General features: G+C 71.4%; 14 protein-coding genes and 1 pseudogene. 7 read left to right on the top strand and 8 right to left on the bottom strand.

All coding sequences use genetic code 11. The features are described from left to right. Positions 1-23: 23 nt before the first annotated feature. Positions 24-929, top strand: coding sequence for an LLM class flavin-dependent oxidoreductase (locus tag ACFYZL_RS15995; protein ID WP_388679405.1), 906 nt, complete (start codon positions 24-26; stop codon positions 927-929). A 55-nt stretch (positions 930-984) separates the two neighbouring features. Here ACFYZL_RS15995 and ACFYZL_RS16000 read toward each other — a convergent pair whose 3' ends face one another. The 3 genes from ACFYZL_RS16000 to ACFYZL_RS16010 all read right to left on the bottom strand — a co-directional run bounded on the left by ACFYZL_RS16000 (position 985) and on the right by ACFYZL_RS16010 (position 6,621). After that, positions 985-4,017 carry a tetratricopeptide repeat protein gene (locus ACFYZL_RS16000; protein WP_388679408.1) on the bottom strand — a complete coding sequence of 1,011 codons (3,033 nt, stop codon included), beginning with the start codon at positions 4,015-4,017 and terminating at the stop codon, positions 985-987. After that, entirely contained in the window at positions 4,014-5,948 is a 1,935-nt protein-coding gene (locus ACFYZL_RS16005) for an HSP90 family protein (RefSeq protein WP_388679411.1), read from the bottom strand. Before ACFYZL_RS16005 ends, ACFYZL_RS16000 begins: the two co-directional genes overlap by 4 nt. 133 nt (positions 5,949-6,081) lie before the next feature. After that, positions 6,082-6,621 (bottom strand): RNA 2'-phosphotransferase, encoded by a 540-nt coding sequence (locus ACFYZL_RS16010; protein WP_384751517.1) that lies wholly within the window; start codon positions 6,619-6,621, stop codon positions 6,082-6,084. Between the two features lie 133 nt (positions 6,622-6,754). Here ACFYZL_RS16010 and ACFYZL_RS16015 point away from each other — a divergent pair, with 133 nt between their 5' ends. Beyond that, positions 6,755-7,516 (top strand): aquaporin, encoded by a 762-nt coding sequence (locus ACFYZL_RS16015; protein WP_384751514.1) that lies wholly within the window; start codon positions 6,755-6,757, stop codon positions 7,514-7,516. 126 nt (positions 7,517-7,642) lie between these two features. Here ACFYZL_RS16015 and ACFYZL_RS16020 read toward each other — a convergent pair whose 3' ends face one another. The 4 genes and pseudogenes from ACFYZL_RS16020 to ACFYZL_RS16035 form a co-directional block, all read right to left on the bottom strand. Then, positions 7,643-8,569: a MerR family transcriptional regulator gene (locus tag ACFYZL_RS16020; protein ID WP_384751511.1), complete on the bottom strand. Its 927-nt coding sequence runs from the start codon at positions 8,567-8,569 to the stop codon at positions 7,643-7,645. 10 nt (positions 8,570-8,579) lie between these two features. After that, a pseudogene (locus tag ACFYZL_RS16025) lies at positions 8,580-8,756 on the bottom strand (metal-dependent hydrolase); the annotation flags it as partial. After that, positions 8,757-10,565, bottom strand: coding sequence for an SDR family oxidoreductase (locus tag ACFYZL_RS16030; RefSeq protein ID WP_388679415.1), 1,809 nt, complete (start codon positions 10,563-10,565; stop codon positions 8,757-8,759). Next, entirely contained in the window at positions 10,562-11,419 is an 858-nt protein-coding gene (locus tag ACFYZL_RS16035) for a M24 family metallopeptidase (protein WP_388679418.1), read from the bottom strand. The genes ACFYZL_RS16030 and ACFYZL_RS16035 overlap by 4 nt, the downstream gene beginning before the upstream one ends. Before the next feature lie 217 nt (positions 11,420-11,636). Between ACFYZL_RS16035 and ACFYZL_RS16040 the strand changes: the two genes are divergently transcribed. From ACFYZL_RS16040 to ACFYZL_RS16060, 5 genes are all read left to right on the top strand, one after another. Beyond that, a complete protein-coding gene (locus ACFYZL_RS16040; protein ID WP_384751506.1) occupies positions 11,637-12,626 on the top strand; it encodes an ABC transporter ATP-binding protein in 990 nt (329 codons plus the stop codon). Further along, positions 12,616-13,503, top strand: coding sequence for an ABC transporter permease (locus ACFYZL_RS16045; protein WP_384751504.1), 888 nt, complete (start codon positions 12,616-12,618; stop codon positions 13,501-13,503). The genes ACFYZL_RS16040 and ACFYZL_RS16045 overlap by 11 nt, the downstream gene beginning before the upstream one ends. Continuing rightward, the gene (locus ACFYZL_RS16050; protein WP_384751501.1) at positions 13,500-14,411 is read left to right on the top strand and encodes an ABC transporter ATP-binding protein; all 912 of its coding nucleotides are present in this window, start codon (positions 13,500-13,502) and stop codon (positions 14,409-14,411) included. The genes ACFYZL_RS16045 and ACFYZL_RS16050 overlap by 4 nt, the downstream gene beginning before the upstream one ends. 15 nt (positions 14,412-14,426) lie before the next feature. Next, complete coding sequence (locus ACFYZL_RS16055) at positions 14,427-15,146, top strand: ABC transporter permease (RefSeq protein WP_384751499.1); 720 nt, start codon at positions 14,427-14,429, stop codon at positions 15,144-15,146. Between the two features lie 83 nt (positions 15,147-15,229). Next, a complete protein-coding gene (locus ACFYZL_RS16060) occupies positions 15,230-15,889 on the top strand; it encodes a rhomboid-like protein (protein WP_384751497.1) in 660 nt (219 codons plus the stop codon). Between the two features lie 42 nt (positions 15,890-15,931). Here the strand turns inward: ACFYZL_RS16060 and ACFYZL_RS16065 are convergent, their stop codons facing one another. After that, complete coding sequence (locus tag ACFYZL_RS16065; RefSeq protein ID WP_388679423.1) at positions 15,932-16,588, bottom strand: response regulator; 657 nt, start codon at positions 16,586-16,588, stop codon at positions 15,932-15,934.

Here is a 16,588-nt window from a genome sequence, read left to right on the forward strand (position 1 = left end):
TCGCCTCGCCGTAGGCTCGACGCATGAGTCTGCGTCTGAGCACGGTGATCCTTCCGGTACGGCGATGGCACGAGGGAGGCCGCGACCAGTGGGTCAGAGCCGAGCAGCTCGGCTTCCACACCGCCTACACCTACGACCACCTCTCGTGGCGGTCCTTCCGCGACGGGCCGTGGTTCGGTGCGCTGCCCACCCTGACGGCGGCGGCCACCGCCACCGAACGGCTGCGCCTGGGCACGCTGGTGACCTCGCCGAACTTCCGGCACCCGGTGACCCTGGCCAAGGAGCTCATCTCCCTCGACGACATCTCCGGCGGCCGGATCACCCTCGGCATCGGCGCGGGTGGCAACGGCTTCGACGCGACCGCGCTGGGCCAGGAGGCCTGGAGTCCGCGTGAGCGGGCCGACCGGTTCGCCGAGTTCGTGCCGCTGCTGGACCGGCTGCTGACCGAGGACGCGGTGACCCACGAGGGGACCTTCTACTCCGCCGAGGAGGCCCGCAACATTCCCGGCTGTGTGCAGCGGCCGAGGCTGCCGTTCGCCGTCGCCGCGACCGGACCGCGCGGCCTGCGGCTCGCCGCCCGCCACGGCCAGGCGTGGGTGACCACGGGCGACCCGAAGCTCTTCGAGGAGGGCACGCCCGAGCAGTCCAGGGAGGCTCTGCGCGGGCAGCTCGAACGCCTTCACAAGGCGCTGGCGGAGATCGGGCGGGAGTCCGAGCCGATGGAGAAGATCCTTCTGACGGGCTTCACGCCCGAGGCCAACCGGGTGCTGGAGTCCGTGGACGCTTTCGTCGACTTCGCCGGCCGACACCGCGATCTCGGCTTCACGGAGCTGGTGATCCACGCCCCGATCCCGGATTCCGACTTCGCCGCGGACGAGAGCGTCTTCGAGAAGATCGCCACCGAGGGTCTGGCCCAGCTGAAGGGCTGACCGGCCGTCCGCCGTCGCTTCCCGTGCACGGGCAAGGGAAGCGACGGCGCGACGCTCAGCTCCGCAGCTGACCGAGCACGCGCTCCGCCGAGGGGAGCAGCCAGTCCGGCAGTTCGCCCTCGGGCAGCGGACGCAGCTCGTCGATCAGGGCGGAGACGCGGGTGGCACCCGCTTCCGCGTCATCCCGCTCATGCTCGGTCCACGCGGCGTTGGTCACGCACTGGAACCGGTCGCGCAGATGGCCCGGGCCGAGGTCCGCGTAGGTCTGGGCGGCCCGGTCCCACAGCTCGATCTCCTCCACCCGCAGTCCGTCGACCTCCGAGGCGTCGAGCGACGGCTCGGAGCCGTCTTCGCCCTCGAAGCCCTCGAAGCCCTCGTCGTCGTCCTCGTCGTGGGACTGGCCGTTCGCGTTGACGTGCCGGTCGAGCACCTGCGCCAGCTGGTGCCAGGTCTGGGCGAGTTCGGAGCGCAGCTCGGGGTCCCCGGGCTCCGCCGCCAAGGCGGCTTCCAGCACCGCGGCGGCCTCGGCCATCCGGGTCCGGGCCCGCTCCACGGTCTCCCCCGTGATCTCCTCGCGCAGTCCCAGCCAGGCCAGGGAGCGCAGGATCCGCACCTCCGCGACCGGGGCCCCGCCCGCCAGCCGGTGCAGGGCGAGGGAGCGCTCGTAGGCGGCGACCGCCTCTTCGGGCAGACCCGCGTCGGAGAGGGTGTCGGCGGCCGACTGCGCGAGGTTCGCCTGCGGGCGGGGGTCCTCCCAGCCCTCGGTCGCTTCCGCGGCGAGGAGGAACTGCTCGGCCGCCGGCCGGAGCTCGTTCAGCCGGCGCAGCAGGTCGCCCAGGAATTCCCGCACGAACACCGCCTGCCGGTCGCCGTGCTCCAGCAGGTCGGGCAGCGTCGACTGCAGGACCTCCGCAGCCTCGGCCGACCGGCCGTCCTGCGCGTACGCCCGGGCCAGCAGCAGCCGGGCCTGTGCCCCGCCGTCGGCGGTGAGACCTGCCTGGTCGAACCAGTGGGACGCCGCCAGCGCGTGCTCGGCCGTCTCCGCCCCGGCGGTACCCCGCCGCAGCAGGACGTCCGCGAGGGTCAGCCGTACGACGCCCTGCTCCTCGGCGCCGGTCACCTCGGCCGAGTGCTCCAGAGCGGAACGCGCCGATCGTTCCGCTTCTTCGGGACGTTCCAGCGACATCAGCAGCCCCGCCCTCAGCACGAGGGGGTCCACCGCCTGCCAGGGCCGGCCCGCTCCGACCGCCCGCGCGGCGGCATCGGCCAGCAGGGTCACGGCCCGCTCCGGATCACCCTGCGACAGGGCGACCCGACCGAGCATCTCCTCGGCCTCCGCGACCAGGTCCGCCAGGGGAGTGTCCCCGTACGCCGTGACGAAGGCGGTCAGTTCGGCGGCGAGCTCACCGTGTCCGTGCTCCTGACCGTGGTCTTCGGCTCCCTCCGCTTCGACCGAGCGCAGGTACGACTCCACACGGATCACGGACAGTTCGGCGAGCGCGATCCGGCGGGTGCGGAGCGGTTCGGCCGGGTCCAGGGCCTCGGCGGCCCGCACGGCCGTCGCCAGCAGCTCCCGGATCCGTGCGGGGGCGGCCCCGGACTGGGCGGCCTCGCTCGCCAGCCGCAGCTCGGCCAGCGCAGCCCGCTCCGCCCGGCCCAGCGCCCGGTACTCGTCCCGGGCCGCGGCGAGCAGCCCGGCCGCATTCTCGGCGCCGCTCCGCGCGGCGGCCAGGGCGCGGTGGTCCGCGAGGTCGGCGCGGACCAGCGGGTCGGTCTCCGGCAGCGCGTCCGCCCGTACGGCGACCTCGGCCCACAGGGCGTCCGCAGCCGGGTGCCCCAGTGCACGGGCGCTGCGGGCCCGGTCCACCAACTCCTCGAAGTCGATGGAGGGGTGGGAGCCGTCTGCCGTCGACGCCGGGTCGCCCGCGGTGGCCGGACCGGCCACCGCGGGCGCCTCCGGCCCGGGCTGCGGCAGCGCGGTGCCCCGCACGCCCAGCGGCAGCACGCCGACCAGCGGCTGCCGTGCGACCCGCTCCAGGAACCGGTCCGATACGCGGGTGGTGCCGTTGCGGGCGTCGAACTGCCGGGCGATGTCGAGGGCACCCGCGTGCAGGACCTCGTACAGCTCGGAGACGGTGCGGGGGATCCCCTCGTAGGCGACGGCGGGGAGCCGCCCGTGGCCCAGTTCCTCCAGGCGGCGCAGCAGTACGAGGATGCCCCCGTGGAACGCCAGCCGGTCGTCGACGTTGGCCAGGGGGGTCACGTGCGGGGCGTGCTCGACCAGGATCTCCAGGCCGCGCGATTCGTTGCCGGTGAGCGCGCAGAACTCGATGTGCCGGCCGACCGACGGGAGCAGGCTGTCGTTGCCCCGGGCCAGGCGGTAGCCGCGCAGGTGGTTGGAGCGGGCCTCGTCGGTCCGGCCCAGCCGCAGCAGCGGCAGCAGCGAGGTCGCGAGCACCCGGTGGGGCTCCTCGGCGCAGGTCAGGTCGCCCTCGATGACCGGCTTCCAGATGTCGAGGGCCTCGGCGTCGTCCCCGTGCAGGACGGCGTACTGTCCCTGGCCGTTGAGTTCGCAGGCCCGGCAGTCGCTCATGGTGTCGCGGTCCGCGGCCTGCCAGCGTGCGAAGGCCTGCTCGGCCCGTTCGTCCTGGCCGGTGGCGTGGGCGAGCCACAGCTCGGCCTCACGGACGGGCCGCTCGCTGTAGCCCGCGGTCCGGTACCGGCGTTCCATCTCCTCCAGCCATCCCCTGGCCGACTCCAGGGGGATCCCGGGGGAGTCGGAGATGGCGGTGGCCACCCACTTGAACTGCCAGAACAGCGAGTGCGCGTCCCATTCGGAGAAGGCGCCCGGGTCCTTGTCGTACTCCTGGAGCAGCCGGGCGAAGGGCACCAGCATCTTCGAGGACTCGGAGCTGTAGAGGTAGGCGTTGATCAGATTGTCCAGGGCCTCGCGGAACAGGTCCCGGTCACCGCTCGACTCGGCCGCCCCGGCCAGTGCCTCGGCGTGCGCGTTGCGCGCGGAGCCGTTCGGCGCTTCCCGGTTCTCGGCCAGACCCCGCACGATGTCCTCGCGCGTCAGGCTCGTCACTTCTGGTCCTCCTGGGCGTCGCGGGCGTCGGTGTCATCTGCGGAGGGGTTCGTCGAGGGGCTCGTCGAGGGACCGCTCGGGTGGGCGGTCGGGTGGCCGCTCGGGTGGGCCGTCGAGTGGGTCGCCCACTCCAGGAGCCCGAGGAAGGCCCGGTTGAGCAGGGTCGAGTCGGCCGGGCGCAGTGGCCGCTGGGACATCAGCAGGGCCTGTCCGTACAGCGATTCGACGGCGGTGCCGGTCAGCGCCTCGTCGGGGAGGGCGGAGATCCTGCGGATCAGCGGGTTGTTGTGGTTGAGGACCAGGCGTGCGCGGGGCGCCGAGCCGCGCAGCGCGCCGAGGATGCCGCTCCACAGGGAGTCGGCGCTCTCCAGTGCGGCGGTCCGGTCGCGTTCCTGACGGGCCTGGCGGTCGTCGAGGTAGAGCGCGGGGACGGCGACGGGCTGGAAGGCGCGCAGCACCACGTCACAGCCCTGGGGTTCCAGGCGGGTGCGGGCGGTGGCGAGGAAGGGGGCGAGTGCCAGTTCGGCAGAGGTCGCAACCGGGTCGAGCCGCTCGGTGACGGCTCCGGCGTCGAGCTCGGTGACCTTCAACTCCGGCCGCACGGAGGGCAGCAGGGCCAGCAGATCGGCGTCGTAGGTGTAGCCGGCGTTGATGACGCCGAGGCCGTGGGCCGCGGCGATCGGGGCGATCTGGCGGAACTCCTCGACCGTACGCGTGAAGTGGATGTCCGTGTGGGCGGCCGCGAACTCCTGGAGGCTCATCGAGCCGTCGCTGGTCTCGAACGGAAGCCACGGCAGCATCAGTCCGAGCAGTTGGGAGTCGTGCCGGGCCATGGACTTCACACCGAGGTGGTGGACGCGGAGGAAGGCGGCCAGACGGTCCGGGTCGCTCGCCGCGAGCTCGGCGAGCCAGCCGCGCACGCGGGAGCCGAGGGCCTCGCGTACGGCGGAGAGGGTCTCGTCGTCGTACAGGTTCTCGCGGGAGGCGGTGGGGCGCAAGGTGTCCGTGTCGAGGACGACGCGCACGAAGAACGCCCAGTCGGGCAGCAGGTTGTCGGCCCGGTCGGTCAGCAGCATGCCCTTGAGGTGGACGCGGTGTCCGGCCCGGTGGGCGGGGCTGGTCGGCTCGGGGAGCACGTACGCCACGCCGCGCACCCCGGCGACGGGCAGGTCGAGGTCGATGCTGTCGAGTGGGGTGAAACCGAAGAGTGCGGAGCAGTGGCCGGCGAGTGCGACGCGGCGGGCGGCGGGGGTGGGGAAGGGCCGGTCCCACACGGCGGGAAGGTCGGTGACCCGGCGCGGCTCGCCGCCCTCGCCGTCGTCGAAGGTGATGTCGTACGGGAGGAGGGAGCCGTAGTCGCGGGCCAGTTGTTCGACCTTGGCCGGTTCGGTCCATTCCGCGGCGCCGGGGCGGGCTTCCAGGACCACGGTGGTGCCGGGCTCCGGGCGTGCCTCGTGGGGCAGTTCGCGGACCGTGTACGAGCCGTCGTCCGTGGCCAGCCATTCGACGGGTGAGGCGTGGGGGTCGCGGGCGGAGCGGGTGACGACGCGGATCCGGCGGGCGACGACGAAGCAGGCGAGGAGTCCGATGCCGAACTGGCCCAGGAATTCGCGGCGGGCGGCCTCCAGTCCGTGGTCGCCGCCGCGCTTGGAGCTGCGGCCGATGGTGGCGAGGAGGGAGTGGGCCTCGTCGGCCGTGAGGCCGATGCCGCTGTCCTCGATGGTCACCCGGCCGCCGGTGGCCGACAGTCGGATGCGGACCTGCGCGTCGGGGTCGAGGGCGTGGCGGGCGGTGACGGCGTCCACGGCGTTCTGCAGGAGTTCGCGGACGTAGACGCGCGGGCTGGAGTAGAGGTGGTGGGAGAGGAGGTCGACCAGGCCGCGCAGATCTACCTGAAAGCTGTGGGATTCGGATTCGGATTCGGACGTCATGGTGCGTCACCTCGCGTGCGTGCATGGTTGGTTCGGCGATCGCGAGGTACCCCCCCTCACGGATCCCGGAGTGGGACACACATTAGGGGGATGGTCCGACAATCTCAGCGTGAATTCCCGCGGTCCCCGCGCGTTACCGGAAGCGCAGGAAACGCGGTGGTACGGAGTCGACCAGCCACACTCCGTTGGCGCTGATCATGAAGACGTGGCCGGCCTCGCGCATCGCCGCGGCGTCCACGGCGAGCACCACCGGCCGGCCGCGCCGGGCGCCGACCCGGGTTGCGGTCTCCCGGTCGGGGGACAGGTGCACGTGGTGGCGGGCCATGGGGCGCAGGCCCTCGGCGCGGATCGCGTCCAGGGCGGCGGCGACGGTGCCGTGGTAGAGGTACGCGGGCGGCTCGGCCTCCGCGAGATCGAGGTCCACGGGGACGGTGTGGCCCTGGCTGGCGCGGATCCGGGTGCCGTCGACGGCGAACCGCTTCTTGTCGTTGGCGGCTACGACATGGTCGAGCTCGGCGCGGGTGAAAGGGAACCCGTGCGCGGAGGCGGCGCGAAGAAGATCGTCGATCTCCACCCAGCCGTGGAGGTCGAGCACCAGTCCGATCCGTTCCGGCTGATGGCGCAGGTGTTTCGAGACGTATTTGGAGACCTTGACCGTGCGTCTTTCATCCATACGCCCAGCGTGCCGGGTGGAGGACCTTCCGAAAAGGGATTTTCGTGGTACCGGGAGGGGCTGGGCACCGCTATCGTTTTTCCAAGATACGGAATATCTTTTCCGCTGCCACTTCTGCCCAGGGGGAGAAATCATGACAGCCCGTACCTCTCTGCCACGCCGCGCAGCCGCCGAGATCATCGGAACCTGCGGCCTCCTCGTGGTCGTGATCGGTTCCGGAATCAAGTCCGCCCAGCTCAGCGCCGACACGGGCGTGGCCCTGATGGCCAACTCGCTGGCCTCGGCCATCGGCCTCGGGCTGATCATCACCCTCCTCGGGCCGCTGTCCGGCGCCCACCTCAACCCGGTGGTCACCCTGACCAGCTGGTGGGCCCGGCGTACCGGCGGCGACGGGCTCAGCGGGCGGGACGCGCTCGTCTACGCCGCGTCCCAGACCGCGGGGGCCATCAGCGGCGCCGTCCTCGCCGAAGTCATGTTCGGCCGGACTCCGGGCGCCTTCGCCACCCAGGTCCGCGACGGCGGGAACCTGCTCCTCGGAGAGGTGATCGCCACCGCCGGGCTCGTCCTGGTCATCCAGGGCCTGGGGCGCATCGGGCGGCCGAGGCTCATCCCGGCCGCGGTCGCCGCGTACATCGCCGCCGCGATCTGGTTCACCTCCTCCGGCTCCTTCGCCAACCCGGCCGGCACCATCGGGCGGTCCTTCAGCGACTCCTTCACGGGCATCGCCCCGGAGTCCCTGCCCGGGTTCGTCGGCGCCCAGCTGATCGGCGGGGTCCTGGGTCTCGCCCTCGCGGGCATCCTCTACGGGAGCGCGCGCACCACCAGGACGGTGCCGGCCGAGATCGTGCCGGCCGCCACTTCGCCCGCCAAGGACAAGTTCGAGACCATCGGTTGAGACGCAGGCTCCGTTGCCCACAGGCGAAGTGGACTTGTCCACAGCCGATTGGGCCGGTTTTGACGGCAAACGCGTGATCCGCCCTGTGGACTACCGAACGGGCGGACGCACATCCTTCCGCACGCCCTACGGCGTGGCCTGGCGCTCACCCCTGCGCGCCAGATCGTTCATCGTCCGGGCCTGCAGTTCCCGCTCGGTCGCCGCCCGGACGAACTCGGCGACGTGCTCCGCGCCGACCAGCTCCTGCACCGCCCGGACCGTCCCGGCCGGCAGCACCACCGGTGAGGGACCCGACGGTTGGGGTGTCCCGGACGCCCCCAGGTGCCGCTGAAGGTGCCGTGTGGCGAACAGCCGCATCGCCCGCGCCAGCTCCGCGTCCACCGTCTGCTGGGCCAGTGGCCGGAGCCGCCGCACCATCGTCGCCGCCTCCGCCGCGTCCGCGTCGGTCGGCGGGACCTGCCCGAGGTAGCGCGCGAAGACGTGCTCGGTGGTGAACTCCAGGAACCGCGAGGCGATGTGCTCGACCTGCCCGCGCAGTTCCCGCAGGTGCCCGGTGATCGCCGACAGCGGCACACCCGCCGCGTACAGCTCGGCGGCCACGGCCAGTTCCTGCGGGGAGGGCACCAGGAACTGGTCCGGGCGGCCCGGGATCCGCTCCAGCACCCCCAGCTCGCACGCCTCGCCCACGGCGTCGTCGTCGGGCTTGCCGCCGAACCGCTCGTTCAGCTCCTCCCGGGTGATCCGGGCGGCCTCCTCGTCGGTCCACGGCCCGTGGACCTCGGCGACCAGCCCCAGCACGCCGCCCAGCCCGCGCCCGGCGTCCCAGGCCTCCAGCAGTTCCTTGATGGAGGCCAGGGTGTAGCCGCGGTCCAGCAGGTCCGCGATCTGGCGCAGCCGCGCCAGATGCGTGTCCCGGTAGACGTTGGAGCGGCCCCGCCGCTCCGGCTTCGGCAGCAGCCCGCGGTCCTGGTACGCACGGATCGTGCGCACCGTGGCCCCGCTGTGGTGCGCCAGATCCTCGATCCGGTACTCGGCTACCGCCTGATCGGACAATCCCGGCTCCCTACGACATCGCGGCTCGGCCGACCGCGCCCGCCGCGGCCCGGGCGGCAGGTGCCGCAAGGTGCTCGACCGCCCTGCGCAGCGAGCCCTCCTGCGAGGGATGGTACGACCGCCGGATGGAGGGGGGTATGGCCGTGCCGGGCTCTCTCCTCGTGGGCAGCGGCCCGTTGGCCACCGCTCACAGCCGGGGCTCCAGCCTCGCGATCCGCCGCAGGGTGCGCGGCGCGAAGCGGGACATCCACAGGGCGCCCTTGGACTCCGGAGTCACCGGCACCACCGCCTCGTTGCGCACCACGGCCCGCAGGATCGCGTCGGCGACCTTCTCCGGCGGGAAGTTGCGCAGCCCGTACAGCCGCGAGGAGCGTTCCTGGCGGCGCTTCTCCTCGGCCGCGTCCACCCCGGCGAACCGCGAGGTGGCGGTGATGTTGGTGTTGACGATGCCGGGGCAGATCGCCGAGACGCCGATCGACTTGGAGGCCAGTTCGGCGCGCAGGCACTCCGACAGCATCAGCACCGCGGCCTTCGAAGTGCTGTAGGCGGGCAGGGTCCGCGAGGGGAGGTAGGCGGCGGCGGAGGCGGTGTTGACGATGTGCCCGCCCTGGCCGCGCTCGGCCATCTGCTTCCCGAATATCCGGCAGCCGTGGATGACGCCCCACAGATTGACGTCGAGTACCTTCTTCCAGTCCTCGGCGCTGGTGTCGAGGAAGGACCCGGACAGGCCGATCCCGGCGTTGTTGACCAGGACGTCCACGATCCCGTACTCGGCGGCGACCTTCGCGGCGAGCTTCTCCATCGCCTGCTCGTCGCTGACGTCCACGCACTCGCCCCAGGCCTCCGGAGCACCGATGAGGCGGGCCATGTCGGCCGTGCGCGCCGCGCCCTCGCCGTCCCGGTCCACGGCCACCACGCGGGCCCCGGCTTCGGCGAAGGAGAAGGCGGTGGCCCGGCCGATGCCGCTGGCCGCGCCGGTCACCAGCACCAGCCGGCCGCCGAAGTGTTCGGCGTACTTGCCCGGGGCCTTCAGCTCCGGTGCGCGGGTCGCCGGCTCCTCCCGGGCCGTGACGAAGTCGCCGACCCAGGCGGCCAACTGGTCGGGGCGGGTCCGCGGCACCCAGTGCTTGGCGGGCAGCGTCCGGCGCAGCAGGTCCGGAGCCCACCGCTCCAGGTCGTCGTAGAGCCGCTCCGAGAGGAAGGCGTCCCCGGTCGGGGTGATCAGCTGCACCGGGGCGTGCGCGAAGGCGTCCTCGCGGGGCCGGCGCAGACGGGGCCGCACGTTGTCCCGGTAGAGCCAGGCCCCGTGCGCCGCGTCCGAGGGCAGCGAGGCCGTCGGGTAGGAGCCGGAGGGGACCTTCTCGACGCGCTCCAGCATCTTCGGCCACCGCTTGCCGAGGGGCCCGCGCCAGGCGAGCTCCGGCAGCACGGGCGTGTGCAGCATGTACACGTACCAGGACTTGGCACCCTGGCCGAGCAGCTGCGCCGCCCGGCGCGGGGTGGGCCGCGACATCCGCTTCTTGATCCAGTGTCCGAAGTGGTCGAGGGAGGGCCCCGACACCGAGGTGAAGGAAGCGATGCGGCCCTCGGTGCGGGCGACCGTCGCGAACTCCCAGCCCTGTACCGAGCCCCAGTCGTGGCCGACCAGGTGCACCGGCCGGTCGGGGCTGACCGCGTCCGCCACGGCCAGGAAGTCGTCGGTCAGCTTCTCCAGGGTGAAGCCGCCGCGCAACGGCTGCGGCGCGCTGGAGCGCCCGTGGCCGCGCACGTCGTACAGCACCACGTGGAAGCGCTCCGCGAGCCGCTCGGCCACCTCCGACCAGACCTCCTTGCTGTCCGGATAGCCGTGCACCAGCACCACGGTCGGCCGGTCCCTCTCGCCGAGCTCGACGACGCACAGTTCGATGCCGCCGGTGCTCACCCGGCTCTCGCGCGCGCCGGCCAGTCCTGCCGCGCCCGCTCCACCGGTGCCGTTCATACGGTTCATGCCGCTCATGCTGCCTTCTCCTCGGCCCAGCGCCGCACGTGCGGCAGATCGTCGTCCAGCCAGAACGCGCTCTCCTCGGGATCCCGGGAGTCGGTGACGACCAGGATCTCCTCGAACTTCGCCCCCGTGCTCCGGAAGCCCAGATGGGGTTCGACCGCCCACAGGCCGGGCTGCGGCGCATGGTCGGAGAAGTGGTACGGGCTCCACAGCGGGGACCAGCCCTCGCGGTGTCCGTGCAGGGCGTCACTGGCCAGCCCCTTGAGGGACTGCGTGCCGAAGCCGAACGCGGTCGGCGACCAGCGCCGCTCCTTGACCCGGTCGATCTTGTGGGCGATGACGCCGAAGGGGTACGCGCGGTGCCGGTTGGCGTACCCCTGCCGGGTCATCAGCCGCTCGACGTTCTCGTAGATCTCGCGCAGCGACCGGCGCTCGCGCACCTGTTCCAGGATCAGCACCCGGTGTTCGCGCAGGTCGGACATGAGCCGGTCCTGCACCGGATTGAGCCCGAGGCTGCCCGAGTACCCGATGTCGGCCGCGTACCCCTTGTAGACCGGAGCCATGTCGAGGATGAACGGCATCCCCGGCTCCAGCTTCCGGTTGGTGGGGAAGAACTGGAGCGGGATCTTGAAGTTCACGAACGCGGTGCGGTCACCGAACCAGGCGAACGGCAGGTGGAACCAGTCCCGTACACCCCGCTCGCGCAGCCACTCGCGCTGCATGCGCGCGGCCTCGCGCTCGGTCACCCCGGGCCGCAGCTGGGCCGCGACGGCCTCCGCGCACTCGTAGGAGAGGCGTTGCACTTCCCTGAACCCGCGCAGGTCGGTGTCGAGTCGTGCGGTGCGTTGCTTGGTGTCCCCAGCCATGCCGGCAGTCCCGTCCCTGTAGCCGTACGCGTCCGTAAGTTGACACTGATGAATGTGACAATGGCTGGAGATCACGTCAAGGCCCGTGCACGGACCTGTGGACAAACTTGTCCGGGTCACATCAGCCTCCAGTACGGGTGCATACGCCGGAAGGCGGAGACCGGATACAGCTCAAGGTCTGACGATTCGCGAGGCCCACGCCACTAACGTCGAACCCGTGACTGTCATCGCGACCGAAAGCCTGAGCAAGCGGTACCCCCGAGTGACCGCCCTCGACCGGCTCTCCCTGGACATCGGGCCTGGTGTGACCGGCCTCGTGGGCGCCAACGGAGCCGGCAAGTCCACGCTGATCAAGATCCTGCTGGGACTGTCCCCCGCCACCGAGGGCAGCGCCGCCGTACTCGGCCTCGACGTCAATACGCATGGCAGCGCCATCCGTGAACGCGTCGGCTACATGCCCGAGCACGACTGCCTGCCGGCCGACGTGTCGGCCACCGAGTTCGTCGTCCACATGGCCCGCATGTCCGGGCTGCCGCCGACCGCCGCCCGCGAGCGCACGGCCGACACCCTGCGCCACGTCGGGCTGTACGAGGAGCGCTACCGCCCCATCGGCGGCTACTCCACCGGCATGAAGCAGCGCGTCAAGCTCGCCCAGGCGCTGGTCCACGACCCCCAGCTGGTCCTCCTCGACGAGCCGACCAACGGCCTGGACCCGGTCGGCCGCGACGAGATGCTCGGCCTGATCCGGCGCGTCTACACCGACTTCGGCATCTCCGTCCTGGTCACCTCCCACCTCCTCGGCGAGCTGGAGCGGACCTGCGACCACGTCGTGGTCGTCGACGGCGGCAAACTGCTGCGCTCCAGCTCCACCAGCGACTTCACCCAGACCACCACGACCCTCGCGGTCGAGGTCACCGACTCCGACGCCCACCCGGACGGCACCACCGCCCTGCGCAAGGCACTCGGCGCGGCCGGCCTCACCCTCCACGCGGGCGAGGAGCAGGGCCTGCCCGGCGCCGGCCACATCCTCCTCGTCGAGGCCACCGACGAGCGCGCGTACGACACCGTCCGCGACACCGTCGCCGACCTCGGCCTCGGCCTGGTCCGCATGGAGCAGCGCCGCCACCACATCGCGGAGGTCTTCCGCGACAACGACCAGCCCGCGCACCTCCTCCAGCAGAAGGGAGCCGGTTCCGATGGCGCCTGACACCTCGACCCAGATCCACAACATCGGCTACCGGTCCTACGACGGGCCCCGGCTCGGCCGCGCCTACGCCCGCAAGTCGCTGTACTCGCAGTCCCTGCGCGGCGCCTACGGACTGGGCCGCTCCGCCAAGTCCAAGGTCCTCCCGATGATCCTCTTCGCGGTGATGTGCGTTCCCGCGCTGATCCTCGTCGCGGTCGCGATCAACCTGCCCGGCTCCACCGACCTGCCGATCAAGTACACGACGTACGCCGTGACCACCCAGGTCATCGTCTACCTCTACCTCGCCTCACAGGCCCCGCAGTCCGTCTCGCGGGACCTGCGCTTCAAGACGGTGCCGCTCTACTTCTCACGGCCCATCGAGCGCGTCGACTACGTCGTCGCCAAGTTCGCCGCCATGGCCTCGGCCCTGTTCATCCTCACGGCCACCCCACTGCTGATCATGTGGATCGGATCGCTCCTGGCGAAGTTCGACTTCGCCGACCAGACCAAGGGATTCGGGCAGGGACTGGTGTCGGTTCTGCTGCTGTCGTTGCTCTTCGCCGGCCTCGGCCTCGTCATGGCCGCGCTCACCCCGCGCCGCGGGTTCGGCGTCGCCGCCGTCATCGCCCTGCTGCTCATCCCCTACGGCGCGGTCACCGCGGTGCAGGGTGTCGCCTACTCCACCGGGAACACCGGGGCCATCGAGTGGATGGGCCTGTTCTCCCCGATCACCCTCATCGACGGCTTCCAGACCGCCTTCCTCGGCGCCGACTCCGCCTTCCCCGGCGGTGAGGGTCCCTCGGCCGGTGCCGGTGTCGCCTACCTGCTCGTCATCCTCGCCCTCATCGCCGGCTCCTACGCCGCTCTGATGGCCCGCTACCGGAAGGCCGGGCTGTGACCGTCATCGACATCGACCACACCTCACGCTGGTTCGGGAACGTCGTCGCCGTCAACGACGTGACCATGCGCATCGGTCCCGGCGTCACCGGCCTGCTCGGCCCCAACGGAGCCGGCAAGTCCACGCTCATCAACATGATGGGCGGGTTCCTCGCCCCCTCCACGGGCACCGTCACCCTCGACGGCGCACCGATCTGGCAGAACGAGCAGATCTACAAGCACGTCGGCGTCGTGCCCGAGCGCGAGGCCATGTACGACTTCCTCACCGGCCGGGAGTTCGTCGTCGCCAACGCCGAACTGCACGGCCTCGACGACGCAGCCGCCCAGCGGGCACTCGCCACCGTCGAGATGGAGTACGCCCAGGACCGCAAGATCTCCACGTACTCCAAGGGCATGCGCCAGCGCGTGAAGATGGCCTCCGCGCTCGTCCACGACCCGTCCGTGCTGCTCCTGGACGAGCCGTTCAACGGCATGGACCCGCGCCAGCGCATGCAGCTGATGGACCTCCTGCGGCGCATGGGCGACGAGGGACGCACCGTCCTGTTCTCCTCCCACATCCTGGAGGAGGTCGAGCAGCTCGCCTCGCACATCGAGGTCGTCGTCGCCGGCCGGCACGCGGCCTCCGGCGACTTCCGCAAGATCCGCCGCCTCATGACGGACCGCCCGCACCGCTACCTGGTCCGCTCCTCCGACGACCGGGCCCTCGCCGCGGCCCTGATCGCCGACCCCTCCACCGCCGGCATCGAGGTCGACGTGAAGGAGGGCGCGCTGCGCATCCAGGCCGTCGACTTCGGCCGGTTCACCGAACTGCTGCCCCGGGTGGCCCGGGAGCACGGCATCCGCCTCATGACGGTCTCGCCCTCCGACGAGTCCCTCGAGTCGGTCTTCTCCTACCTCGTCACGGCCTGAAAGGAGCTGGCACCCATGTACGACCCCACCGTCGCCCGGCTCACCTACCGGGCCCTGCTCGGCCGACGCCGCGCAATGATCCTCTTCGCACTGCCCGCCCTGCTGATCGTCATCGCGATCGCCGTGCGCGCCTTCGCCGGAGTGGACGACAAGGTCGCGGCCGACCTCCTCGGAAGCTTCGCCCTCGCCACCATGGTTCCGCTGATCGGCGTCATCGCCGGTACCGGTGCCATCGGGCCCGAGATCGACGACGGCTCGATCGTCTACCTGCTCGCCAAGCCGGTGAAGCGCCCGACGATCATCATGACCAAGCTGACCGTGGCCATCGCCGTCACCATGGCCTTCTCCGCGATCCCCACCCTGATCGCCGGATTCATCCTCAACGGCAACGGCCAGCAGATCGCCGTCGCCTACACCATCGCCGCCCTCGTCGCCTCGATCGCCTACAGCGCGCTGTTCCTGCTGCTGGGCACCATCAGCCGGCACGCGGTCGTCTTCGGCCTGGTCTACGCCCTGATCTGGGAGTCGCTCTTCGGCAGCCTGGTCGCCGGTGCCAAGACCCTCAGCGTCCAACAGTGGGCCCTCGCCCTCGCGGAGAAGGTCGCCGGACCCGGCTACGTGGACGCCACCGTCGCCCTGCCCACCGCAGCGATCCTGCTCGCCGCGGTCACCGTGGGCGCCACCGTCTACGCAGGCCAGAAGCTGCGCCGCCTCACCCTGGCGGGCGAGGAGTAGGCACGCGCGACCGCTTCGCCCGCTGTGCCCCGCCCGGCCCATTCGGCCAGGCGGGGCACAGGTTTTGGGGCAATGATCGGTTCATGATGGAGCAGAGCGACCCGGAGCCGTCCAGGCCACTGCGGTCCTGGATACGTTCCTCCCCCGGAACGCACATATGGCTGCTCATCATCGCCGTCACCAGCATCGTCGTCGCGATCGCGCCCGACCGGGTGGAGCACGTCCTGCTCCACCGCAACAGCAGCAACATCCACCAGCTCGTCAAGTACCCGGTCCGGGCGCTCCTCAGCAGCGCGTTCTGGATCGAGGACCCGGCCTCACTCGCCCTGTACGTCGTGCTCTTCGAGGTCTTCCACGCCCCCGTCGAACGCTGGCTCGGTACCCTGCGCTGGCTCGCGATCGTCGCGACCGCCCATGTCGTCGCCACCCTGATCAGCCAGAAGGTCCTGTTGACGGCCATCCAGGCCCACGAGGCCCCGCGCAGCATGACCCACGTGGTCGACATCGGCGTCAGCTACGGACTCGCGGCCTCCGTCGGAGTCCTCACGTACCGGATCCCCAGCCCCTGGCGATGGTTCTACCTCGCCGGAGCGGTCGCCTTCTTCGGGATCCCCCTCCTCACCGGCGGCAACTTCACCGACCTCGGCCACGCCATCTCGCTCGCCGTCGGGCTGCTCGCCTGGCCCCTCACCCGCCACGTCGTTTCACGTGAAACAACCGGGTCACGTTTCTCCCCCGGCTAACGCCGGGAGGCGCCCCCTGTGAAGGAAGGCGCCCCCTGTGAATCACGACTGGTCGCCCTCCCCTTCCGCGGTGACCAGCCCGTGCTCCCACGCCCAAGCGGCGATCCCCACCCGGTTGCGCGCCCCGAGCTTCGACTGGACGTTCGCGATGTGGGTCTTCGCCGTCCCCGCACTGATGAACAGCTCCGCCCCGATCTCCGCGTTCGTCAGCCCCCTCGCCACCAGCCGTACGATCTCCAGCTCCCGCCCCGTCAGCGGATGGGCCGTCGGCCTGGCGACCGGACCCGCCTGGGTCAGCCGGCTCAGCAGCCGCACCGTGATCTGCGGACTGATCAGGGTGTCCCCGGCCATCGCCGCCCGTACGCCTTCGATCAGCAGCGCCGGACCCGACCGCTTCAGCAGGAAGCCGCAGGCACCGTTGCGCAGCGCGGTCTGCACGTACTCGTCCAGGTCGAAGGTGGTCACGACCACCACCCGGGTCTGCGGCGAGAGCAGCCGGGTCACCTCCAGCCCGTCGAGGCGCGGCATCCGGATGTCCGCCAGCACCACGTCGGGCCTCAGCTCACGGGCGAGCGCCACCGCGCTCTCCCCGTCCCCCGCCTCGCCCACCACGGTCATGTCCGGCTGTGAGTCCAGGATCAGCCGGAAACCGCTGCGGACGTCCTCTTGATCGTCGGCTATCAGGATGCGTGTGGTCAC

Origin of the sequence: Streptomyces sp. NPDC001717 (assembly GCF_042892775.1) — a bacterium.
GTDB lineage: Bacteria > Actinomycetota > Actinomycetes > Streptomycetales > Streptomycetaceae > Streptomyces.

Coding starts and splice junctions, on each gene's coding strand:
- ACFYZL_RS16045 (WP_384751504.1), top strand. CDS start 12,616: ATGGCGCCTGACACCTCGACCCAGATCCACAACATCGGCTACCGGTCC.
- ACFYZL_RS16010 (WP_384751517.1), bottom strand. CDS start 6,621: ATGGATGAAAGACGCACGGTCAAGGTCTCCAAATACGTCTCGAAACAC.
- ACFYZL_RS15995 (WP_388679405.1), top strand. CDS start 24: ATGAGTCTGCGTCTGAGCACGGTGATCCTTCCGGTACGGCGATGGCAC.
- ACFYZL_RS16035 (WP_388679418.1), bottom strand. CDS start 11,419: ATGGCTGGGGACACCAAGCAACGCACCGCACGACTCGACACCGACCTG.
- ACFYZL_RS16055 (WP_384751499.1), top strand. CDS start 14,427: ATGTACGACCCCACCGTCGCCCGGCTCACCTACCGGGCCCTGCTCGGC.
- ACFYZL_RS16015 (WP_384751514.1), top strand. CDS start 6,755: ATGACAGCCCGTACCTCTCTGCCACGCCGCGCAGCCGCCGAGATCATC.
- ACFYZL_RS16030 (WP_388679415.1), bottom strand. CDS start 10,565: ATGAGCGGCATGAACCGTATGAACGGCACCGGTGGAGCGGGCGCGGCA.
- ACFYZL_RS16060 (WP_384751497.1), top strand. CDS start 15,230: ATGATGGAGCAGAGCGACCCGGAGCCGTCCAGGCCACTGCGGTCCTGG.
- ACFYZL_RS16005 (WP_388679411.1), bottom strand. CDS start 5,948: ATGACGTCCGAATCCGAATCCGAATCCCACAGCTTTCAGGTAGATCTG.